The organism is Streptomyces sp. NPDC088812, assembly GCF_044750285.1.
Taxonomy (GTDB): Bacteria; Actinomycetota; Actinomycetes; order Streptomycetales; family Streptomycetaceae; genus Streptomyces.
In genome coordinates this window covers 700,438-720,987 of sequence record NZ_JBIVJP010000001.1, presented here as the reverse complement: position 1 = coordinate 720,987, position 20,550 = coordinate 700,438, and the positions used below count along the sequence as shown (strand labels likewise).

The following is a 20,550-nucleotide window of genomic DNA, read 5'->3' as shown; positions in this document are numbered from 1 at the left end:
GGAAGGGCGCCCTTCGCGAGGGCGCCCCGCACGGCATCACAGCGCCGCACCGGGTTTGAGCACGCCCAGCGCGGCCGCCGCCAGCACGCTCAGCCAGATCCCGGCGACGTACGGGACGCAACCGTCGACCGCGCGGCGCAGCGCCCGCTCGGTCTGCGGTGTGGAGCCGTCGCGGGCCAGGGCGGCGAACGCGGCACCGAAGGGACGCAGGGTGAGCCTGATGCCCAGTCCGCAGGCGATGGCCGTCGCGTAGAGCATCACCTTGGCGCCGAGCCAGTGCGGGCGGGTCGTGACCCCGAAGGGCTCATCCGCCAGCAGCGCGTACCCGCCGACCGCGAGCAGGGTGGCGGTGAGCGCGATGCGTACGGCCCAGTCGGCGCGGCGGACGAGGGGGTGACGGCCGGGACTGCGGTGGTCACGGACCGTCAGCCAGAGCCAGCACCCCGCGCCGGCCCAGGCGGCCGCCGCCGTCCAGCCGCCGAGCAACGGGGCGCCGTGCGGCTCCAGGGCCATCAGCGTCACCCCGCTGGGCAGGAACAGCACCAGGCAGATCTTGGGGCCGAGGTCGAGCACGCCCATGATGCGCAGGGCCGTCGCCCGCGCCTCGAAGGACAGGTCACGGGCGAGGACGAAGCGACTGGAGACGTAGACGCCGAGATCGCCGCCGAGCCAGAAGACGAACAGCACCAGGTGCAGCAGGATCCACCAGCCGTGTGCGTGGGCTCCCATGACGCCCCCTCAGCCCACGCGGCCGGAGCGGCCGGAGCGGTCGGAGCGGCCGGAGCGGTCGGAGCGCGCCGTCTGCGCCGGGTCCGCGGCGGACGGGCCACCGGAGCCGGACGGCGGGGACGGTGAGGACGATGGGCACAGGGGCGGCTGCGGGGGCTGGGGGGATGGCGCGGCCTGCGGGGACGACGGGGGCGACGGGGGCCGCGGGGACGGCGGGGGCGACGGGGACGACGGGGGCCGCGGGGGCCGCGGGGACGGCGGGAAGGTGCCCGCGCGGCCGAGGAGGGCCGGGACCGGCTTCCCCAGGCGCTCCCCCAGCCGGCCGGCGACGCCGATGGCGGCCTCCAGTTCGATGCCGGTGCGCACACCCATCCGTTCCATCAGGTAGACGAGGTCCTCGGTGGCGATGTTGCCGGTGGCGGCGGGGGCGAACGGGCAGCCCCCGATGCCGCCGAGCGAGGCGTCCAGCCAGGTCGCCCCCGCGTGCAGCGCGGCGACCGCGTTGGCGTAGCCCGTGTTGCGGGTGTTGTGGAAGTGGCAGCGCAGCGGGACGCCGGGGGCGGCCTCGGCGACCGCGTGCAGCAGCCGGGTCACGGCGTCCGGGGCGGCGACGCCGATGGTGTCGGCCAGCACGATCTCCGCCGCCCCCGTGCGCGCGGCCCGGCGCGCCAGGCCGACCACCCGCGGCTCGGGGATCTCGCCCTCGAAGGGGCAGCCGAAGGCGGCGGCGACGGTGACGGACGGCGCGACGCCGGCGGCGTGCGCGCGGGCCGCGACGTCCTCCCAGACGGTGAGCGCCTCCTCGGTGCCCACCCCCTGGTTGCGGCGGCAGAAGGTGTCACTGGCGACGACCACGCAGTTCACCTCGTCGACGCCGCCGTCCACCGCGCGCTCCAGGCCCCGCCGGTTGAGCACCAGGCCGGAGTACCGCACGCCCGCGACGCGGGGCACCAGCGCCATCACCTCCTCGGCGCCGGCCATCTGCGGGACGCGGCCGGGACGGACGAAGGCCACCGCCTCCACGCGCCGCGCGCCCGCCGCCACGGCGCGGGCGACCAGTTCGGCGCGCTCGGCGGGCTCCAGGATCTCGGTCTCGTTCTGCAGGCCGTCGCGCGGGGCGACTTCGACGATGCCGACGGCGGACGGCGCCGCCCCGGCGGATTCGCTCTCCATACGCGCCATTCTGCCCCGACGGTTCCCCTGGCGGAACAGCGTTTCCTAAATCTAGACTCGGCTCATGACTGGACCCCTCTGCGACATCCGTGTGCTGGAGACCGGCACCCTGCTCGCCGGCCCCTTCTGCGGACAGCTGCTCGGCGACCACGGCGCCGAGGTCATCAAGCTGGAGGACCCCGGCCGCGGGGACCCGATGCGCCAGTGGGGCCGTGAACGCCCCTACGGCACCTCGCTGTGGTGGCCGGTGGTCGCCCGCAACAAGAAGTCCGTCACCTGCAACCTCCGCCATCCCGAGGGCCAGCGCCTGGCACGCGAACTGGCCGCCACCGCCGACGTGCTGGTGGAGAACTTCCGCCCCGGCACCCTGGAGCGCTGGGGGCTGGACCACGCCACCCTGTCCGCTCTCAACCCACGGCTCGTCCTGGTCCGCGTCACCGGCTACGGGCAGACCGGCCCCTACGCGCCGCGGGCCGGCTTCGGCTCCATCGGCGAGGCGATGGGCGGCATCCGGCACATCACCGGCGAACCCGACCGCGCCCCCTCGCGCACCGGCGTCTCCCTCGGGGACGCCCTGGCCGGCACCATGGCCGCCTACGGCACCGTGATGGCCCTGCACGCGCGACAGCGCACCGGGCGCGGCCAGATCGTCGACTCCGCGCTGTACGAGGCGGTCCTCGCCTACATGGAGTCGCTGATCCCCGAGTGGGAGATCGGCGGCTACCGACGTGAACGCACCGGGGCCGTCCTGCCCAACGTCGCCCCCAGCAACGTCTATCCGACCGCCGACGGCGCGGACGTGCTGATCGCCGCCAACCAGGACACCGTCTTCGCCCGGCTCACCGAGGTGATGGGCGACCCGGCGCTCGCGGCCGACCCGCGCTACGCCACGCACAGCGCGCGCGGCGCCCACCAGGCCGAGCTGGACGAGGTGATCGCGAAGTGGACCGCGCGACAGGAGTCCGGCGCGCTGCTGGCCGCGCTGCACGCGGCGGGCGTCCCCGCGGGCCGCACCTACACCGCCGCGGACATGCTCCAGGACCCGCACTTCGCCGCGCGTGAGGCCATCGTCCGGGTGCCGCACCCCGACTTCGGGGAGATCCCGATGCAGAACGTCGTGCCGCGGCTGTCCGCCACTCCGGGCGCCGTGCGCTGGGCGGGGCCCGAACTCGGCGCCCACAACGAGGAGATCTGGGGCGGTGTGCTGGGCCTGGACGCCGAGCGGCGCGCCGCGCTCGCCGCCGACGGGGTGATCTGAGGTGGCCGGCCGGCTCGACGACGACTACGCGCGGGCCGGCTTCGGCCGCCGCGTCGGCTGGGGCCTGCGCCCCGCGGTCCTGCTCGTCGACGCGGTGCGCGCGTACGCCGACCCCGCCTCGCACCTGTACCTGCGCACGGCGGAGCCGGCGCTGGCCGCGATGGCCGCGCTCGCCCGCGCCGCCCGCGCGGCCGGGGCGCCGGTGGTCTTCACCGCCGTCCACTACGCGGGCGACCCGGCCGCCGACGCACCGCACTTCCACCGCAAGGTCCCCGGCCTGGACGCCTTCCGCGCGGGCAGTCCGTACGCGGACTTCACCGAGGTGTGCCGGCCCGCGGACGGCGATCTGCTGGTACGCAAGCACTACCCGAGCGCCTTCTTCGCCACCGGCCTGGACCGGTGGCTGGCCGGGCAGGGCGTGGACACCGTCGTCGTCGGCGGTTTCTCCACCAGCGGCTGTGTGCGGGCGAGCGCCCTGGACGCGTTGCAGTACGGCTTCCGGCCCCAGGTGGTACGGGAGTCCGTCGCCGACCGGGACCCGGGCCCGCACGAGGCCAACCTGTTCGACCTGGACTCCAAGTACGCCGACGTGATCGCGCTGGAGGAGGCGCTGGGGCGGCTGTCCTCGGGAGCGGCACCCCGCCGGACACCGTAGGCACCCGCCGGACGCCGTAGGCACCCCGCGGCGGTGCGGGGGCGGACCGCGACCGGTGGCGCGGCCCGCCCTCGCACCCGGCCGGCGTCACTCGTGGCGGCCCCGGCGGCGCGGCATCAGCAGCAGCGCCGAGCTGCCGCACAGCACCAGGGTGCCGGCGGCGAGCAGGCCGACCGGGACACCGTCCACGAAACCGGTGCTGGCCAGCGCGTCGTCCGTGGACGATCCGCCCGAGCCGTCCGTGGTGCCGCCCGAGCCCGCGGTGGAGGAGCCCGCGGACCCGGTCGCCGCGCTCGACGAGGAGCCGCCGCCCGAGGAGGATCCCCCCGAGGACGACCCGCCCGAGGATCCGCCCGAAGAGGAGCCGCCGCTCGCCGAGACGGTGAGCGGGACCTGCACCATCTCCTTGGTCGCCGTGATGAAGACGGCGATCACGCAGGCTCCGGCGGCGCTCGTACAACTCGCCCCGCCCGCCTGAGCCTTGACGGTGACTTTGACGCTGGTGGCGTCGGTCGAGGAGCTGTGCCAGACGCCGTCCGCGTCGGTCCTGCCGATGTACGCCGCGTCGGCGGAGGTGTCGCAGTCGGTCGGACCGGACGGGTCCGGCTTGCACAGGCCGAGCGGCGCGAAGGACTGGTTCTTGCTCAGCCCCTTCGCCGACACAGTCACGGTGTCGCCGACCACCAGTCCGGTGGTCTTGCTGACGGTCAGGACACCGGCGGCCCCGGCGGGGCCGGCGGCGAGCAGGGCGCCGGCGAGCACCATCGTCCCGGCGCCGGCCACCGCCGTAGTTCTGAGAAGCACGCTACGCATCAGGGAGTACCTCCGGTGTGGGAGAGCGGGGCGGGGTCCGGGTGCCGTGGAGGACGGGAGACGACGACGGCGCCGGCCGCGCAGAGCGCGACGACCGCCAGCGCGAGCGACCACAGCGGCGTCGAGAGCCCCTCCCTGCCGGATCCGGCGGCGGAGGGCGCGGCGCTCGCGGTCTCGGCCCGCCCGGTGCCGGACGGATCCCCGGTCACGGTGCCGCCCGCCAGTCCGATGCGGACGTCGACGGTGTTCGGGAGCCGTAGGGACGCCGGTGTGCCGGTGGGCAGCGGCGAGACCCCGACGACGCACTGCTTCGTGCGGCAGTCGGTGCCGGCGACCGTGCGGTGCACGGTGAGCGTGACCTCGGGCAGCCTTCCGCGCGCGTCGATGTTGACGAGCGCGGCGCCACCGGTCAGGTCGCAGTCGGCGTTGCTGCGGTAGTGCTCCGCGCACAGGCCCACCGCGACGGAGGTGAGGCCGGGGGTGAAGCCCTGGCCGGTGACGGTGATCCGCCGCCCCTCGATGAGTCCGGTGGTCCGGGAGACCGTGACGGTGGCCCCGCCGTCGGCGGCCGCGGCGGGGGCGGACAGCGGCAGGAGCAGCGGTCCGCAGACGGCCAGGGCCAGGGCGGCGCGCCGCAGCCGCAGGCGCGGGCACGGCGGGGGCGGCGTCGCGGTGCGCGCGAGGGTGGTCATGCCGGTCTCCCTTCCTGGAGGTCCGCCGCGCCGTCCGGGGCCGGGACCCCGACGGCTCGGACGCGGCGGTCCCCCTTCGTGCGGGCGCGGGTGCGGGCGGGCCGGCGCTCGGTGAGGTCGAGCACCCGGGCGTCGAGGAGTGCGGCTCCGCTGCCCGCGGTGGCGACCAGCACCGCCGTGCCCTGGGCCGCGACCCGCCGTACCAGCACGGCCACGTGAGGGTCGTCGGCGAGGGCGGCGGACGGGGCGGACGTGAGGTCGAGCAGCAGCAGGCGGGGACGGGCGAGCAGAACCTGGGCCAGTCCCAGCACGCAGCGTTCGGCCGGTTCGAGGACGCGGGGCGGGTCGTCGAGCCGGTCCCGCAGGGCGGGGAACGCGGCGGTGACACCGTGTTCCAGTTCCTCGGCGCGTCCCGGGCCGTAGGACGCCGCGGCGGCGTGCAGTGCGTCGCGGACCGTCCGGTCCGAGGCCATCTGGGGCAGCAGCCCGGTCCCGGTGGCGTCCGAGGGGTCCAGCGCGGCCGACAGGCCGAGCAGCCAGCGCGTCCGGACACCGGTCGCCCGCAGGTCGTGGCCGTGCAGCCGGCAGCCGCCGGCCGCGGGGCGGGCGTGGCCGGCCAGCACCTTCAGCAGGGCGGCCGCCCGCCGGCCGGACCGCTCGTCGCGCAGGACCAGCACCTCCCCCGCGGCCACGGTCAGCCGCAGTCGCCGGATCACCGTCCGGCCCTGGTGCCGGACCGTCACGTCATGGAGCAGCAGGAAGGGTTCCCGCGACCCGGTGGGCGCGGACCCGGCGCGTGCGGTGCGGGCGAGGACGAGGGTTCCGGCGAGGGGCGGCAGGGCGCAGAGGGCGAGCGCGTCACCCGCGTCCACCAGGCGCCCGGCACCGGCGAGCAGGCCGATCCCCGCGAGCGCGCCGGCGATCGTCCAGCGGGTGCCCGTTCCGGGGCGGCGGTCGCGGGTCTGTGCGTCGAGGAGCCGTCCGGTGAGTGCCGCGCAGGTGAGCAGCGCGCCGAGGGCGAGGGTCAGGTGCGCCGCCCCGGGAGCGGCCGCCTGCGCGAGGAGGGCGGCGGCGGCGCCGGCGAGGGTCAGGGCGGCCGCGCGGCGGGCGGCGGCGCCCGTCGGCCGCAGCACCGGGTGCGCGGCGAGGACGGCGACGGCCGCCGCCGCGGCGGCCGGGGCGACGTGACCGGCCGGGTCCGCGCCGAGCAGGGTGAAGCGGAACGTATACAGGTCCAGGGCGGCCAGGACACCGACGGCCGTGGCCGCCCCGAGCGCGGCACGGGCGATGCGCTCGGTTCCCCCGCCGAGGGCTCCGCCGCCCGGTCCCGGATCGTCGGCGGGGCACGGTGGCCGAGGCGGGGCCTGTCGGGGCGATGGGGTGGGGGGCGGCGGGGTGAGGGGCGGCGGGGTGAGGGGCGGTCTGTCGTCCGGCGCGGGTGGGCGCCCAGCGTGCGGCGCGGGTGGGCGCCCGGCGTGCGGCGCGGGTGGGCGCCCGGCGTGCGGCGCGGGTGACGGCCCGGCATGCGGTGCCGGTGACCGCGTGGTCTCCAACGCCGGTGACGGCCCGGCATGCGGTGCCGGTGACCGCGTGGTCTCCAACGCCGGTGACGGCCCGGCATGCGGTGCCGGTGACCGCGTGGCGTTCGACGCCGGTGACGGCCCGGCATGCGGTGCCGGTGACCGCGTGGCGTTCGACGCCGGTGACGGCCCGCCCTCCGGCCCGGGTGACCGCCCATCATCCGACTCCGTCGGCCGGCCACCGAACGGGGGCGGCCCCGCAGCCGTCCCGCCGGGCGCGGCCGGCCCGCCCGCACCGCTGTCCGCGGCGGTCCGCGACGTCGACGTCCGTCGTGTCAGTGCGTCCGGGGCCAGCAGCAGGGCGCCGGTCGCCCCGCAGAGGAGCAGGGCGGTCTCCGGGCGGTCGGGCAGCGCCTCGAGGAGGGCGGCGCTCCCGGCCAGTCCCGCCAGGACCGCCGGATACCGCACGGCGGACCGGCGCGGGCCGAGCGCGGCGGCGCCGAGGAGGGCCGCCGTCAGCACCGCCGCGCAGAAGACGGCGACGCCCGGCAGCGCAGCGGCGAGCGCGACCGCCAGGCAGCCGGCGGCGGCGCACCGGGCGGCGCCCCTGCCCAGGCCGTGGCGGGGCGCCGCGAGGCGGCGGACGGCGGGCAGGGCGACCAGGGTCAGCAGGAGCGCGGTGAGCAGGACGTAGCGGACGGCGGCGCCGGGCATCCCGATGACCCCGCCCAGTTGCTGGGCGCCGAGCACGAGGGCGCCGGGCACCAGACCGGTGGCGGCTCCCGTCGCGGCCGTGCGCAGGGGCGCGAACGGGAGCGTCCGAGCGCGCGCGGGAAGGAGCAGGTTCCGGGTCACCGACCCTCACCCGCCTCGGAGACCGCGCCGCTCGCATCGTCCAGGGGACCGGCGGGACCGGCGGGATCGGCGGGATCGGCAGGACCGGCGGGATCGGCGGGGCGTGGGTCCAACAGGCGCTCCAGGGTGTCGAGTCGTGCCGTGTCCACGAGGGACGGCCGTCCGGACAGCTTGCGCAACAGGCCATCCAGGCCGAGCCGTTCGGCTGGTGCGCCGCCCGCCTCCGGGTGGGCCGGGGCGACGGTGAGGGAGGCGAGCACGGCGCGCAGTCCGTCGCCGGTGACCTCGACGGTCGCCGGGGCGGGCAGGACGGCGGCCCGGGGCGGCGGGACCGGCTCGGGCGGACGGGTGAGCCGGCGGCGGATCGCCCGGCCGATCGCGAAGACGGTGAGGAGCACCGAGCCGCCGGCGGCGGCGAGAAGGCCCCAGGGGTAGAGGTCGGTGACGACGAGGAAGGGCTGTGCGGCGTACGTCCCGCCCACCGCGTAGCGGCCGAAGGCCGCCAGGGGCAGCGCGACGGGAACGCGGTAGGTGGCGCGTGCGCCGGGCTCCAGGGGTGAGGTGAGCGGGGTGACGACGTCGGTGTCCGCGGTGCCGCCCGTGCCCCACCGGATGACGAGCGGGCTGCGGCCGAGGGTGGCCGTCCCGGTGTTGCGGACGGTGACGACCAGGGTGCGGCGGGGCCGTCCGCCGAAGAGTTCGGCGAGGCCGGGGCGGCCGGTCAGGACGGTGTCGACGATGCGCACGTCGGGCGTGGCGGTGTCCGGGTCCGGGACGGTCGTCTCGGGTACGCCGGCCACCTCGACGTCCGTGACGGCCGACCGCGCCCCCGGCCCGCCGCCGGTGGTGGCGCGGACCACGCACGGGCAGTGGACCGGCGGGGCGCCCACGACCAGGGTGAGCCGGAAGGTGCCGTCGGGTGCCACGAGGGCGACCGCGCCGCGCAGGGTGTCGCAGTCGGCGCTGCCGTGCACGGCCCGCAGCCCGCACACCTCGGTCTGCACGGTGGCCCCCGCGGCCCAGCCGGTGCCGGTGACGGTGACGGGCCGTCCGGGGACCAGGCGGGTCGCGTCCGCGGTGACGGCGGGGGCGGGCGGGCTCGCCGTATCCGCGGCGTGGGCCGGTGCGGCGGTCAGGGCCGTGGCACCGAGCACGCCGAGGCTCACGGCGAGGGTGCGGCGGGCCGCGGCCGGGCCGCGGGCACGGCGGTGGGTCATAAGTGCTCCTGCGCGAGGGTGCGGCGGCGGCGCCGGGCCTGGGAGAGCGCGGCGACGAGGAGGGCCGCCACCGCGGTCACGACCCCGAGGGTGGGCCAGGACAGGGCGAGCCGGTGCGTGCGGGCGGTGGTGGCGGGGACGCCGGCGGCGGAGACCGTCACCGTCGCGGTCAGCAGGTCCAGCGGCGGGGCGCGGCCGAGGGCGAGAGCGAGTTCGGTGTGCTGGCCGGGCAGGACCGGCGGCAGCGAGCGGGTCCGGGTGACGATCTCGCGTCCGAACAGTCCGGTGACGGTGATGACGGCCTTTCCCTGGACCGGTGTGTTGCCGGTGTTGGTGACGGTGTAGCGGACGGTGGCCCGGCCGGCGGCGAAGGGGGTGCCGTCGGGTGTGTGGACGAGACCGACCCCGCGGACGGCCAGGCCCGGGGTGAGCGGTCCGGCGACGGTGAGTTCGAGCCGTACGGCGATGGCCCGCTGGATGCTCACCTCCACGCCGGAGTCGGTGGTGCCGCCGTCGTGCAGGGTGTTGTCGAGCGCGACGACACCGCCGGTGTGGGTGCCGGGGGTGGCGTCCGCGGGGACGGTCACCGTGAACGGGATGTCGGCCGCCCGGCGTCGGGGCAGGATCAGGGCGTTGGTGCTCATCTTCACCCAGGCGCCGACGTCGTGCTGCGCCTCGCCCGCCTGCCGGTAGCCGAGGCCTCCGTCGCGCGGGGTGGTGTAGGCGTCGGCCGCGTACACCTGGAAGGAGCGGGGCTCGGTCGACAGGTTGCTGATGCGCACCGAGTCGTGGATCACCGAGCCGGGACGGGCGTCCAGTCGGAAGGCCAGGCGTTTCGCGGCGGCGCCGGCGCTCCGGGCGGTGGGCTGCACCGACCAGGCCTGGGAGGACCCGCCGGAGCCGTCCTCCGCCGCCGCCCGGGGCGCCGGCAGCCAGGCGGCCAGGACGGTGAGCGCGGCGAGCGCGGCGAGCGCGGGGGCGGTGCCGTGGCGGGGGCGGAGGCGGCTTCGGAGTGGTGGGCGCATTGGTCAGGACAGCGTGAGACGCAGCACGGCCGCGTACTCGCCGGCCTGGGTGATGGCGGGCACCCGCAGGTCGAGGGAGGCGCCGGCGTCGAAGTCGCCGCCGGTGACCGAGGTGGGGTCGTCACTGGCGGCCTGGGTGCACAGGGGGGCCGCGGTCGTGGCGCTCAGGGGTCCCGGGCTGCCGGGGGTGACGGTGGAGGCAGCCGCGGCGCCGGCGTGGACCGCGCAGGTGGGCGTCCACGACAGGTTCCCGGCCGGGACGGCCGCGCCGGCGGAGTTGGTGAAGTCGGTGACGGTGCCGACCAGGGACCAGCCCCGGGTACTGCCGCGGAAGTCCTTGACCTCGACGGCGTTGAGGGAGCCGGTGGCGCTGTGTTCGGTGCCGTCGACGGTGACGGGCGACAGGGTCACCTCGCCCGCCGCCTGGGCCATGGTCAGGGCACCGCCGGAGACGACGACCTTCAGGGTCTGCTCGGCGCTGCCGCCGTCGGCCGTGGCGCTCCAGGCCGCCTCCGCGAAGTCGCCGGCGCCGCCGTCGGCCTCGGTGGCCACCACCTTCACGGTGCCGGCGGCGGGGGTGAGCGTCGCGGTGAAGGCGCCGCGGGCGTCGACGGGGGCGACGAGAGCGGCACCGGTGGCCTCACCGTCGGCGTCCACTCCGGTGACGGTGACCTCGTCGCCCGGGTCGAAGGAGGCGCCGGTGACGGTGGTGCTCGTGCCGGGTCCGCCGCCGGACGGGCTGAGCTGGAGGGAGCGGGTGCCCAGCACGCCGAGGACGACGGTGGCGCCGAGCGAGCCCTGCGTGACGACCAGGGTGTGCGGGCCGGGCGTGGCGCCCGCGCCGATGAGGACGGTGCCGGTGAGGCGTCCGTCGCCGTCGACCGTGAGGTCGGGGGTGAGGACGTCGTCGGCGCAGGCGCTGGTGCCGTCCAGGGCGCACAGCCGTACGCCGTCGACGGGTTCGTCCGCGGTCCAGCCCGTGCCGCCGAGGGTCACGGTGTCGCCGGGGCGGGCTCCGGTGGTGTCGGTGGCGGGGCGGCCGGAGATCTTCTCGACCGCCGCGGCGGCGCTTCCGGTGCTGCCGTCGGTGACGGTGACGGTCGACAGGACCGGTGCGGTGCCGTCGACGGTACAGGCGATGCTGAGGCCGTAGTTGGTGATGTTCAGGGTGAGGTCGCCCGGGGTGAGCTGGACCGTGCCGGGCTGGGCGACGGTGAGCGTGCCGGTGAGGTCCGGGATCGGGATCTCCGCGTAGGGGGCGACGGCCGCGTTGGAGGCGGGGGCGCTCACGGTGACGGGGTCCTGGCCGGTGACGCCGAGCCGCGCGGAGACGGCGACCGTGCCGGCGGTCAGCGCCACGGGCCCGTTGGCGGGGCCGTCGGCGAAGCTCAGCGTGAGGTCGATCGGGGTGCCGGGGGTGGTGGTGGCGTCGGCGGTGAGGGTCGCCGTGGTGGTGAACACCGAGTGGGACGAGGCGAACACGCAGTCGTAGGTCACGGCGGCGCTGCCCGCGTGCGCCGGCCGGGCACCGCCCAGCACCAGCGATCCGGCCGCGGCGACGACGAGTGCGGCGAGCGCGGCCGCGGTGCGCGACGGGGCCGCCGCGATGGTCTTGGCTCTCATTCCGGGAAGCTGCCCCCTTCACGGAGCGGCGCGTGCGGTCGCACGGGCCGTCGGGCACGGACGCCGCGAGGCATCCACAGCGTTTCCATTGAGGAAACACCGTTTCGAAGAGATGCGTCACATGGAGCCACCAGCCTGACGCGGTGTCAAGACGGGAGCGGGACGCGCCGGGTAAAACCCCTGTTTCCGACGGGCGTCGGCGCGCGCCTCTGGAGGGAAACACCGGACCGCAGGGGGAAACAGAGCGCTTGACGGTGGCAGGCCGCGCCCCTAGGGTCGAGCCGGGGCACCGTCCCGCTCTGCCGGATCGCACCGCCACCGCACGGCCACCGCACGCCACGGCATCGCCACCGCACGGCCACTTCCACTCCAGCGCACCGCAGCCCGCCTGAGGCGGACCTTCGGCATGCCCCGGGAGCCCGCATCCGAAAGAGGACGCCATGACTTCCCCCGACGACCGTCAGCCCGTCGTCCGTCCGGGCTGGACCGGGCGCTTCTACGAGGACTTCTCCCCCGGCGACGTCTACCGGCACCCGCTGGGACGCACGGTCGGCGAGGCCGACAACACCTGGTTCACGCTGCTGACCATGAACACCAGCCAGCTGCACTTCAACAGCCAGTACGCGGCGGCCGGCGAGTTCGGCCGCCCTCTGGTGGTGTCCACCCTGACCCTCGCCATCGCCGTCGGCCAGAGCGTCACCGACCTCTCCCAGAACGCGTTCGCCAACCTCGGCTGGGACGACGTCCGGATGACCGCGCCGGTCCACGCCGGGGACACCCTCTGGTCGGAGTCCCTGGTGGTCTCACGACGCGAGTCCCGCTCCCGGCCCGGCGCCGGCATCGTCACCGTGCGCACCCGCACCCTCAACCAGCACGGCACCGAGGTCTGCACGTTCCTGCGCACCTTCTACGTCCACAAGCGGGGCGCGGCCCCTCTGGAGGGCATCCGCCCCGAGGCCGCCACCCCGTGGACGGCGGCACCCCGGGCGGACCGTCCGGCGGACCCCCCGGTGGGCCCGCCGACGGACCCCTCGGTGGGCCCGCTCGGGCCAGCCGCCGACCGCCCCGCACCGGACCGCGAGCACCCCGACCCCGCGCCGGACGGCGAGCACCCCGACCCCGACCCCGCCGCCCGGACCCCTCGATGACCACCCCGGCCCTGCCCAGGCTCGGCTACGCACCCTGGGGCGCGGACCTGGCGGAACTCACCGCCGCCGGACGGCTCGCCGAGGAGGCGGGCGCCGACACCCTGTGGGCGGCCGAACTCCACCGCAGCGCCACCGTCACCGCCGCCGCGCTGGCCTGCGCCACCACCACCGCGCGGATCGGCACCGCCGTCGCCCTCGCCTTCGTCCGCTCCCCCATGACCTGCGCCCTGGAGGCCCTCGACCTCGACGAACTCTCCGACGGACGGGCGGTGCTGGGTCTCGGTACCGGTGTGCGCCGGCTGAACGAGGAGTGGCACGGCGTGCGCTTCGACCACCCGGCGCAGCGGCTGCGCGAGACCGTGGAGTGCGTCCGGGCCTTCGTCGCCCGCTGCGCCGACGGCGACCCCATCGAGGCCGGCGGCCCGCTCACCGCGCTCCGCGTGCGCGGCTACCGGCGACCGCTCCCCCGGCGCACCCGCGTCCCCGTCCACCTCGCCGCCGCCGGGCCCCTGATGACCCGGCTCGCCGGCGAGATCGGCGACGGCTGGATCGGACACGAACTCGGCTCCCCCGCCCATCTGCGCGAGACCGTGCTGCCCGCCCTGCGCGCCGGCCTGGCCACGGCCGGACGCACACCGGACGACCTCGAAGTCGTCGCCTCCGCCTGCGTGTCGGTCCACCCCGACCCGGCGGAGGCCCTGCGCCGGGCGTCCGGCGGGGTCGGGTTCTACGCCTCGGTCCGCACCTACGCCCCGCTGTTCGCGGCCCACCGACTCGCCGCGCCGCAGGGCCGGGTGGCCGAGGAGTTCCGCAGACCCGGCGTCCGCGCGGGCGACCTGGCCGGTGCCGTCGACCCGGCCATGACCCGCGCCCTCACCGTCTGCGGCACCCCCGACCAGGTCGCCGACCGTCTCACCGGCTACGCGGGCCTCGCCGACAGCCTCAAGATCACCCCGCCCGTGCACGGACTGACCCCCCGTGAGATCCGCGAGTCGCAGGCCCACGTCCTCGACCTCATCCGGGAGCTGCGCCCATGACCACCGCCCCCACCGCCCCCACCGCACCCCCACCGCCCGCCCGCCGTCCGCTGGACGACGTACGGGTGATCGCCGTGGAGCAGTACGGCGCGGGCCCGTTCGGCACCTGGCACCTGGCCGAACTCGGCGCCGAGATCATCAAGATCGAGGAGCCCCGCTCGGGCGGGGACGTGGGCCGCTACGTGCCCCCGTACCAGGACGGCGAGGACTCCCTGTTCTTCGAGACCTTCAACCGCGGCAAGCGCAGCGTGGGCCTGGACCTGACCACCCCGTCCGGCCGGGCCGTCTTCGAGGACCTGGTGCGGCACAGCGACGCCGTCTACTCCAACCTGCGCGGGGACGTCCCCGCCCGCATCGGCATCACCCACGCCGACCTGCGGCACCTCAACCCGGCGGTGGTGTGCTGCTCCCTCACCGGCTTCGGCATGACCGGACCGCGCTCCCGGCAGCCCGGCTACGACTACGTCCTCCAGGGACTGGCCGGCTGGATGGACCTGACCGGGGAACCGGGCGGGCCGCCCGCCAAGTCCGGTCTGTCGCTGGTCGACTACTCGGGCGGGTACGTCGCCGCCGTCGCCCTGCTCGCCGGGCTGCACGCGGCCCGCCGCGACGGCGTCGGCTGCGACTGCGACGTCTCGCTGTACGACACGGCCGTCTCCATGCTGACCTATCCGGCCACCTGGCACCTCACCGCGGGCTACGCGCCGGTCCGCACCCGGCACTCCGCCCACCCCTCCCTGGTGCCGTTCCAGGCCTTCCGCGCCCGGGACGGCTGGCTGGTGGTCGGGTGCGCCAAGGAGAAGTTCTGGCGCCGGCTCGCCCCGCTCCTCGGCCACCCCGAGTGGGCCGAACCGGGCCACCCCTACGCCGGCTTCGCGGGCCGCCGCGAACACCGCGACAAGCTCGTGCCGGAGCTGGAGGAGCTGTTCGCGGCCCGGACGGTGGCCGAGTGGCTCGCCGTCCTCACCCCGGCCGGCGTGCCCTGCGCACCGGTGCACACCGTGGCCGAGGCCCTCGCCGACCCGCACACCGCGGCCCGCGGCCTCGTCACCGAGAGCGCGCACCCCCGGTTCGGCACCGTGCGCGCCCCGGCGAGCCCGGTCCGGGTCGGCCCCCGCCCCGACGGGCCCGCGCCCCGCGCGCCCCGGCGCGGCGAGCACACCGACGCCGTCCTGCGCGACGTCCTGGGCTACGACGACGCCAGGATCGCCGCGTTGCGCGCGACGGGAGCGTTCGGTGTCTGACCCCGCACCGGCCGGCCCCTCCCCGGCCCCGCACACCGCATCGCCCGCCGCCGGGACGACGACTCCACCGGCGCGGCCGGGGCCGTCCCCGCACCACCACGACGACGAGCACGACCACCACCACGGCGGCAACCACAGCCACAGCCACAGCCATGGTGTGCCCCTCGCCCCGGGCCCGGGCGCCGAGGCGACCGCCGCGCAGCTGATCGCCGAGTGGGCCACCGGACTCACCCCGGCCACCGTGCCCAGCGTGGTCCGGCGGGCCGTGTGCCGGCAGCTCCTCGACGGCCTCGGCTGTGTGCTCGCGGCGGCCCGCACCGGCCACGCCGGGCCCGCGCTGGCCGTCGCGGCGGCACTCGGCGGCCCGCCGGAGGCGACGGTCCCCGGACTGTCCGCCCCGGTCGGCGCACCCGCCGCCGCGCTGGCACTGGGCAACCTCGTCCACGCCCTGGACTTCGACGACACCCACCCCGGCGCGCTCGTGCACGCGACCGCGGCCGTGCTGCCGGCCCTGTTCGCGGTGGGCCGGCAGACGGCGGCCGACGGCCCCGCGCTGCTGGTCGCCGCGGCCGCCGGGTACGAGACCGCGCTGCGCGTCGGACTCGGCGCCCCCTACGGGTTCCACGCCCGCGGCCTGCACGCGACCCAGATCGCGACGGTCTTCGCGGCCGCCGTCACCTCCTCGGTCCTCACCGGGCAGCCCGCCGACGTCACGGCCCACGCCCTCGGCCTCGCCGGCAGCGGCGCGGGCGGACTGCTGGAGTTCCTCGACGCCGGCAGCGACACCAAGGCCCTCCACCCCGGCCTCGGCGCGCACGCCGGGCTGCTCGCCGCGCGGCTCGCCGCCGCCGGGGCCCAGGGGCCCGCCTCCGTCCTGGAGGGCCGCCACGGCGTCTACGCGGCCCTCGCCGACCGCCGCGCCACGGCCGCCGACATCGCCGGGGACCTGGGCGAGATGTGGCACGTCACCGCCGTGGAGAGCAAACTCCACCCCTGCTGCCACCTGTTGCACCGCACCCTCGACGCGGCCGCCGTACTGCGCGGACGACTGGCGGACCCCGGCGGTCCCGGTCCCGGCGCCCTCGTGTCCGTCGTCGCGGCGGTGCCGCCGGGCACCGTGCCCGTGGTGTGCGAACCCCGCGCCCACCGCGTCACCCCGCGCAGCCCGTACGAGGCGAAGTTCTCCCTGCCGTTCAGTACCGCGCTCATGCTGCTCGACGGGCGTCTGACACCCGGCACCTACGGTCCGGCCGCCCTCGTGCGGGCGGACGCCCGGTCCCTCGCCGCGCGGGTCTCGCACGTGGTGCGCCCCTACGCCGGACCGGACGCCGAGGCGCCCGGCGACCTCAGGGCGCACCTGGCCGACGGCACCTCGCTCGACGTCCGGGTCGACGGCGGTCCCGCCCGCCCACCCGGCACCGACCGCGTCGTCGCCAAGTTCCACGCCAACGCCGGCGGCGAGACGGCCGTGACGAGGGAGCTCGCCGAACGGGTGCTGCGCCTGGACCGCGAGGACGGCCTGACGGCGGTCCTGCGACTCGTCGATGACGCCCTGTCCCGCCCGCCCGCCGACCCGTGACGAGCCCCGCCCCACTCCCCCACCGCTCCCACCGCTCCCGACCTGACCTCCGGAGGACCCGTTGACCGCAGCACAGCCCCGGGCCCCGCGCCGGGGCGGCCAGGCCGTCGTAGGCCGGGGGCCGGATCCGGCCGGGCAGGCCCGGGCCGCCTTCCGGGCCCTGCACGCCCGGCTGCCGGACCCCGGCGGCGTCCGCCTCACCGAGTACGTCACGGTCGCGGCGCTGGACGCCTACCCGGAGGTGGAAGCGGCCCGGACCGCCGTGTTCCCCGGGGCCGGCGAGGACCTGCGCACGGTGGTGGTCGAAGCGCTGGCCGACCCCGGCGCGCTGCTCGCCGTGCACGCCGACGCCGGACCGGGCGCGGACGCGTCCGGCGCCGGGACCGTCCGTCTGCCGACCGTGCTGCCCCTCGACGACCACGGCGGCCTCGTCCACCCGGACGACTTCGTCGCGCAGTACGCCTCCTGCCTGAGCCGGGCCGGCCGGCTGCTGAAGCGGGCCGGCCTGAGCCTGGACCACGCCGTGACGACGTTCGACTACACCACCCCCGCGACCCGCCGCGCCTATCCGCGGTGCGCGGGCCCGCGCCGTGAACTCCTCGGCGGCGCCGGGGTGTTCCCGGGCGCGGGAGGCATCCTGATGTCCCGGCTGCACGCCCCGGGGGTGCTGGTGGCCCTCGACGTCACGGCCTCCCGGCATCCGCTGACCGCCGTCAACCCGGGCTGGCGCCGCTACGACACGCTGACCTACAGCCCCGGGGTGCTCGCCGGGCGGACCCTGCACATGTCGGGGTTCGCCGCACTGGACATGGAGACCCAGCGGGCCCTGCACCCCGGCGACCCGGTCGCCCAGACGCGGGCCGTGCTCGCCGCCGTGCTGGAGGTGGTGGCCGCGGCCGGCGGGAGCCCCGGGGACCTGGTGTCCGTGGAGGAGTACCTGTGCCCGGCCGCCCTGGGCGAGCGGGCGGCCGTCGCCGCGGCCTATGCCCGGACGCTGGGCCCCGGTCCGCGGCCGACGGTGACGACGGTCGGCTGCGCCGGTCTGCTGCGCCGGGAGTTCCTCACCGAGGTGTTCCCGACCGCCGTCCTGCGCGGGACGCCCCCCGCCGTCCCCGCCGCCTCCGTCGAGCCCGTCGCCCTCCCGGGAGGCACCCGGTGACCGAGCCGATCCTGCTGACGGACGCGCTGCGCCGGCGGCTCACCGGACGGACCGCCGTCTACACCGCGCCGGAGGAGCTGGGGCGCGCCGCGATCCGCTACTTCGCGCTCGCCACCGGCAACGGCGACCCGCTGCACCTGGACCCCGCGTACGCCCGCGCCCACGGCCACCCCGACGTCGTCGCCCCGCCCACCCTGGTGTGCGAGACCAACCAGTACGCGGGTCTGCCGCCCGACGCCGACGGCTACGCCGGCCACACCTGGGGCGTGGACGTCCCCGGCACCCGGGCCGTACGCGGCGGCAACGCGTACACCTTCCACCGGCCGGTGCGCCCCGACGACCGGATCACCGCCACCTGGACGCTCACCTCGGTGACCGAGCGCACCACCGGCGGCAGGCTGCCGATGCTGGTCGTGCGCTCGCACTGCGCCTACACCTCCGGCGGGGAGCTGCTGGCCGAGAACGAGGAGACCATGCTGTACATCGCCCTGACCGCCGACCCACCGGCGACACCCGCGCCCGCGGCCTCCGGCCCGCCCACCACATCCCCGCCCACCGCCTCCGGCCCACCCGCGACGCCCCCGCCCGGAGCCTCCGGCCCGCCCACCGCCTCCAGCCCACCCACCACACCCCCGCCCACCGCCTCCAGCCCACCCGCGACGCCCCCGCCCGGAGCCTCCGGCCCGCCCACCGCCTCCAGCCCACCCACCACACCCCCGCCCACCGCCGCGGACGCAGCGGCCGCTCCCGTGCCCCCCTCCGGGGAGGCCCGGTGACCGGCCCCCAGGTGCTGCCCGGCGCCGTGGTGCCGCCGCTGCGCCGCGACTTCCCGCTGACCCGGCTGGTGGCGTACGCGGGTGCCACCTGGGACTGGCACCGTCTGCACTACGACCCCGTCCACGCGGCCGCGCACGGGCTGCCCGGCCCGGTCGTCGACGGCCAGGTCCTCGGCGCACTGCTCGCCGAACAGCTCCAGGGCTGGCTCGGGCCGCAGTGCACCCTGCGCACCCTCCGCTTCCGGTTCGCGCGGCCGGTGTTCGCCGGGGAGAGCGTGCTGTGCACCGGCCGGGTCACCGCGGTCGACGGGGACCTGGTGACGGTCGAGCAGCGCGTCGAGGTGACCGGGGACCGGCCGCGGACGGCGGTGTCCTCGGCGGGCGCCACGCTCACCCTGGCCCCGCCGCCCGCCGGACCGCGCCCCGGGGAGGCGCCATGACCGCCGCGATCGTGGGCGCGGCCACCTCGGACCTCGGTGTCACCGGGCGGCCCGCGCTCGCCCTGCTCGCCCAGGGCGTCACCCGGGCCCTGGCCGACGCCGGGCTCGCCCTGGCGGACGTGGACGGTCTCGCCACCGCCGGCATCGGCCGGTTCCCCGCCCTCCAGGCCGCCGACTACCTCGGCATCCGGCCGGTCTGGACCGACTCGACGTCCGCCGGCGGCAGCGCCTTCGAGATGTTCGTGGCCCGCGCCGCCCAGGCGCTGGCCGACGGGCAGTGCCGGACGGTCGTCATCGCCTACGGCTCCGACCAGCGTTCGGCGCGGCGCCGTTCGCTGACCGGACCGGCCGACCCGACCGTGCCGGAGGCGCAGTTCGAGGCCCCGGCCGGCCCGCTGTACCCGGCGTCGCACTACGCGATGGCCGCCCGCCGCTACCTCCACCGCCACGGCTACGGCCGGGAGGCGCTGGCCGAGGTGGCGGTGGCCGCCCGCGCCTGGGCGCTGCTCAACCCGGACGCCCACCGGTACGCCGCCGGCCCGCTGACGGTCGCACAGGTGCTGTCGGCCCCCGTGCTGTCGAGCCCGTTGACCACCGCCGACTGCTGCCTGGTCACCGACGGCGGCGGAGCGCTGGTCCTCACCACGGCCGAGCGGGCACGGGACCTGCGCCGGCCCGCCGTGCACGTCCTCGGCTACGGCGAGGCGACCGGCCACACCGGCATGGCCGGTCCCGACGACCTGCTGGACAGCGGCGCGCGGGCGGCCGCCGACCGGGCCTGGGCCCGCGCCGGACTGGGCCCCGCCGACATGGACGTCGTGCAGATCTACGACTCCTTCACCATCACCACGCTGCTGTCGCTGGAGGCGCTGGGGCTGTGCGGGGAGGGCGAGGCCGGCGCGTTCGTCGCCGAGGGGCGCATCCGTCCCGGCGGGGCCCTGCCGCTCAACACGTCCGGCGGCGGACTGTCCTACGGCCATCCCGGCATGTTCGGGCTGTTCCTGCTGGTCGAGGCGGTGCGTCAGCTGCGCGGCGAGTGCGGTGCGCGCCAGGTGCCCGGCGCGCGGACGGCCGTCGCGCACGGCACGGGCGGCATCCTCTCCAGCCATGCCACCGTGGTCCTGGCCCGGGAGGACGTCCGGTGAGCGACGACGGGACGGTCCGCGCGGACGGGGACGTCCTGCCCGGGCCGCCGCCCGCCCCCGCGGACACCGTGACCGCGGCCTACTGGGACGCCACCCGGGACGGGGTGCTGACCGTCCAGCACTGCCCCGGGTGCGGCGGGCACCAGCATCCGCCGCGCGTGCTGTGCGTGCGCTGCGGCGGCACCGACGGCCTGCGCCAGGTGCCGGTGCGCGGCCCGGCGGTGCTGGACTCCTTCACCACCGTGCACCGGGCGCCGCCCGGACGGCCCGTGCCGTACACCCTGGGCCGGGTCCGGCTGGCGCAGGGCCCGGTGCTGCTGGTCCCCCTGCTGGGCGACCCCGACTCCTTCCGCTGCGACCAGCCCGTACGGCTGGTCTGGCGGCCGCTGCCGGACGGCCGGCGCCAGCCCGCCTTCACCCCCGGGCCGGGCGACGGCCCGCCCGACGAACGGGAGCCGTGAA

Annotated in this window: 18 protein-coding genes and 1 pseudogene; 11 read left to right on the top strand and 8 right to left on the bottom strand. The window is 77.2% G+C overall.

The window, feature by feature from the left end; genetic code table 11:
* Nucleotides 1-36 precede the first annotated feature (36 nt).
* Both ACIP67_RS03050 and ACIP67_RS03045 read right to left on the bottom strand, forming a co-directional pair.
* On the bottom strand, nt 37-729 hold the full coding sequence (locus tag ACIP67_RS03050) for a hypothetical protein (RefSeq protein WP_401686419.1): 693 nt from the start codon (nt 727-729) through the stop codon (nt 37-39).
* A 9-nt stretch (nt 730-738) separates the two neighbouring features.
* Nucleotides 739-1,902 (bottom strand): hydroxymethylglutaryl-CoA lyase, encoded by a 1,164-nt coding sequence (locus tag ACIP67_RS03045; protein ID WP_401686416.1) that lies wholly within the window; start codon nt 1,900-1,902, stop codon nt 739-741.
* Between the two features lie 64 nt (nt 1,903-1,966).
* Here ACIP67_RS03045 and ACIP67_RS03040 point away from each other — a divergent pair, with 64 nt between their 5' ends.
* Nucleotides 1,967-3,160, top strand: a complete 1,194-nt coding sequence (locus ACIP67_RS03040; protein WP_401686413.1) for a CaiB/BaiF CoA transferase family protein — start codon at nt 1,967-1,969, stop codon at nt 3,158-3,160.
* A gap of 1 nt (nt 3,161) precedes the next feature.
* Nucleotides 3,162-3,815, top strand: coding sequence for an isochorismatase family protein (locus ACIP67_RS03035; RefSeq protein ID WP_401686410.1), 654 nt, complete (start codon nt 3,162-3,164; stop codon nt 3,813-3,815).
* 87 nt (nt 3,816-3,902) lie between these two features.
* Here the strand turns inward: ACIP67_RS03035 and ACIP67_RS03030 are convergent, their stop codons facing one another.
* Genes ACIP67_RS03030 through ACIP67_RS03005 form a run of 6 tightly spaced genes read right to left on the bottom strand, consistent with a single transcriptional unit; the run spans nt 3,903 to nt 11,560 of the window.
* Nucleotides 3,903-4,628, bottom strand: a complete 726-nt coding sequence (locus tag ACIP67_RS03030) for a neocarzinostatin apoprotein domain-containing protein (protein WP_401686408.1) — start codon at nt 4,626-4,628, stop codon at nt 3,903-3,905.
* Nucleotides 4,628-5,320 carry a neocarzinostatin apoprotein domain-containing protein gene (locus ACIP67_RS03025; protein ID WP_401686406.1) on the bottom strand — a complete coding sequence of 231 codons (693 nt, stop codon included), beginning with the start codon at nt 5,318-5,320 and terminating at the stop codon, nt 4,628-4,630. The genes ACIP67_RS03030 and ACIP67_RS03025 overlap by 1 nt, the downstream gene beginning before the upstream one ends.
* Nucleotides 5,317-7,695, bottom strand: a complete 2,379-nt coding sequence (locus tag ACIP67_RS03020) for a hypothetical protein (RefSeq protein WP_401686403.1) — start codon at nt 7,693-7,695, stop codon at nt 5,317-5,319. Before ACIP67_RS03020 ends, ACIP67_RS03025 begins: the two co-directional genes overlap by 4 nt.
* Nucleotides 7,692-8,912, bottom strand: a complete 1,221-nt coding sequence (locus ACIP67_RS03015; RefSeq protein WP_401686401.1) for a hypothetical protein — start codon at nt 8,910-8,912, stop codon at nt 7,692-7,694. The genes ACIP67_RS03020 and ACIP67_RS03015 overlap by 4 nt, the downstream gene beginning before the upstream one ends.
* Nucleotides 8,909-9,937, bottom strand: coding sequence for a WxL protein peptidoglycan domain-containing protein (locus tag ACIP67_RS03010; RefSeq protein WP_401686398.1), 1,029 nt, complete (start codon nt 9,935-9,937; stop codon nt 8,909-8,911). The genes ACIP67_RS03015 and ACIP67_RS03010 overlap by 4 nt, the downstream gene beginning before the upstream one ends.
* 3 nt (nt 9,938-9,940) lie before the next feature.
* Complete coding sequence (locus tag ACIP67_RS03005; protein WP_401686395.1) at nt 9,941-11,560, bottom strand: hypothetical protein; 1,620 nt, start codon at nt 11,558-11,560, stop codon at nt 9,941-9,943.
* A gap of 440 nt (nt 11,561-12,000) precedes the next feature.
* Here ACIP67_RS03005 and ACIP67_RS03000 point away from each other — a divergent pair.
* From ACIP67_RS03000 to ACIP67_RS02960, 9 genes and pseudogenes are all read left to right on the top strand, one after another.
* A pseudogene (locus ACIP67_RS03000) lies at nt 12,001-12,489 on the top strand (MaoC family dehydratase); the annotation flags it as partial.
* A gap of 215 nt (nt 12,490-12,704) precedes the next feature.
* Nucleotides 12,705-13,745, top strand: coding sequence for an LLM class flavin-dependent oxidoreductase (locus ACIP67_RS02995; protein ID WP_401686393.1), 1,041 nt, complete (start codon nt 12,705-12,707; stop codon nt 13,743-13,745).
* On the top strand, nt 13,742-14,989 hold the full coding sequence (locus tag ACIP67_RS02990; protein WP_401686391.1) for a CaiB/BaiF CoA transferase family protein: 1,248 nt from the start codon (nt 13,742-13,744) through the stop codon (nt 14,987-14,989). Before ACIP67_RS02995 ends, ACIP67_RS02990 begins: the two co-directional genes overlap by 4 nt.
* Nucleotides 14,982-16,568 carry an MmgE/PrpD family protein gene (locus tag ACIP67_RS02985; protein ID WP_401686389.1) on the top strand — a complete coding sequence of 529 codons (1,587 nt, stop codon included), beginning with the start codon at nt 14,982-14,984 and terminating at the stop codon, nt 16,566-16,568. Before ACIP67_RS02990 ends, ACIP67_RS02985 begins: the two co-directional genes overlap by 8 nt.
* Before the next feature lie 61 nt (nt 16,569-16,629).
* A complete protein-coding gene (locus ACIP67_RS02980) occupies nt 16,630-17,727 on the top strand; it encodes a RidA family protein (RefSeq protein ID WP_401686386.1) in 1,098 nt (365 codons plus the stop codon).
* On the top strand, nt 17,724-18,503 hold the full coding sequence (locus ACIP67_RS02975) for a MaoC family dehydratase N-terminal domain-containing protein (protein WP_401686383.1): 780 nt from the start codon (nt 17,724-17,726) through the stop codon (nt 18,501-18,503). The genes ACIP67_RS02980 and ACIP67_RS02975 overlap by 4 nt, the downstream gene beginning before the upstream one ends.
* Nucleotides 18,500-18,943 carry a MaoC/PaaZ C-terminal domain-containing protein gene (locus ACIP67_RS02970; RefSeq protein WP_401686380.1) on the top strand — a complete coding sequence of 148 codons (444 nt, stop codon included), beginning with the start codon at nt 18,500-18,502 and terminating at the stop codon, nt 18,941-18,943. Before ACIP67_RS02975 ends, ACIP67_RS02970 begins: the two co-directional genes overlap by 4 nt.
* Nucleotides 18,940-20,088: an acetyl-CoA acetyltransferase gene (locus tag ACIP67_RS02965; protein ID WP_401686377.1), complete on the top strand. Its 1,149-nt coding sequence runs from the start codon at nt 18,940-18,942 to the stop codon at nt 20,086-20,088. Before ACIP67_RS02970 ends, ACIP67_RS02965 begins: the two co-directional genes overlap by 4 nt.
* The gene (locus tag ACIP67_RS02960) at nt 20,085-20,549 is read left to right on the top strand and encodes a Zn-ribbon domain-containing OB-fold protein (RefSeq protein WP_401686374.1); all 465 of its coding nucleotides are present in this window, start codon (nt 20,085-20,087) and stop codon (nt 20,547-20,549) included. The genes ACIP67_RS02965 and ACIP67_RS02960 overlap by 4 nt, the downstream gene beginning before the upstream one ends.
* The last annotated feature ends 1 nt before the right edge of the window (nt 20,550 follow it).

What these genes read in the sequence shown, in the direction of transcription:
- ACIP67_RS03050 (WP_401686419.1), bottom strand. Translation starts at nt 729, where the DNA reads ATGGGAGCCCACGCACACGGCTGGTGGATCCTGCTGCACCTGGTGCTG.
- ACIP67_RS03045 (WP_401686416.1), bottom strand. Translation starts at nt 1,902, where the DNA reads ATGGAGAGCGAATCCGCCGGGGCGGCGCCGTCCGCCGTCGGCATCGTC.
- ACIP67_RS03040 (WP_401686413.1), top strand. Translation starts at nt 1,967, where the DNA reads ATGACTGGACCCCTCTGCGACATCCGTGTGCTGGAGACCGGCACCCTG.
- ACIP67_RS03030 (WP_401686408.1), bottom strand. Translation starts at nt 4,628, where the DNA reads ATGCGTAGCGTGCTTCTCAGAACTACGGCGGTGGCCGGCGCCGGGACG.
- ACIP67_RS03025 (WP_401686406.1), bottom strand. Translation starts at nt 5,320, where the DNA reads ATGACCACCCTCGCGCGCACCGCGACGCCGCCCCCGCCGTGCCCGCGC.
- ACIP67_RS03015 (WP_401686401.1), bottom strand. Translation starts at nt 8,912, where the DNA reads ATGACCCACCGCCGTGCCCGCGGCCCGGCCGCGGCCCGCCGCACCCTC.
- ACIP67_RS03010 (WP_401686398.1), bottom strand. Translation starts at nt 9,937, where the DNA reads ATGCGCCCACCACTCCGAAGCCGCCTCCGCCCCCGCCACGGCACCGCC.
- ACIP67_RS03005 (WP_401686395.1), bottom strand. Translation starts at nt 11,560, where the DNA reads ATGAGAGCCAAGACCATCGCGGCGGCCCCGTCGCGCACCGCGGCCGCG.
- ACIP67_RS02995 (WP_401686393.1), top strand. Translation starts at nt 12,705, where the DNA reads ATGACCACCCCGGCCCTGCCCAGGCTCGGCTACGCACCCTGGGGCGCG.
- ACIP67_RS02990 (WP_401686391.1), top strand. Translation starts at nt 13,742, where the DNA reads ATGACCACCGCCCCCACCGCCCCCACCGCACCCCCACCGCCCGCCCGC.
- ACIP67_RS02965 (WP_401686377.1), top strand. Translation starts at nt 18,940, where the DNA reads ATGACCGCCGCGATCGTGGGCGCGGCCACCTCGGACCTCGGTGTCACC.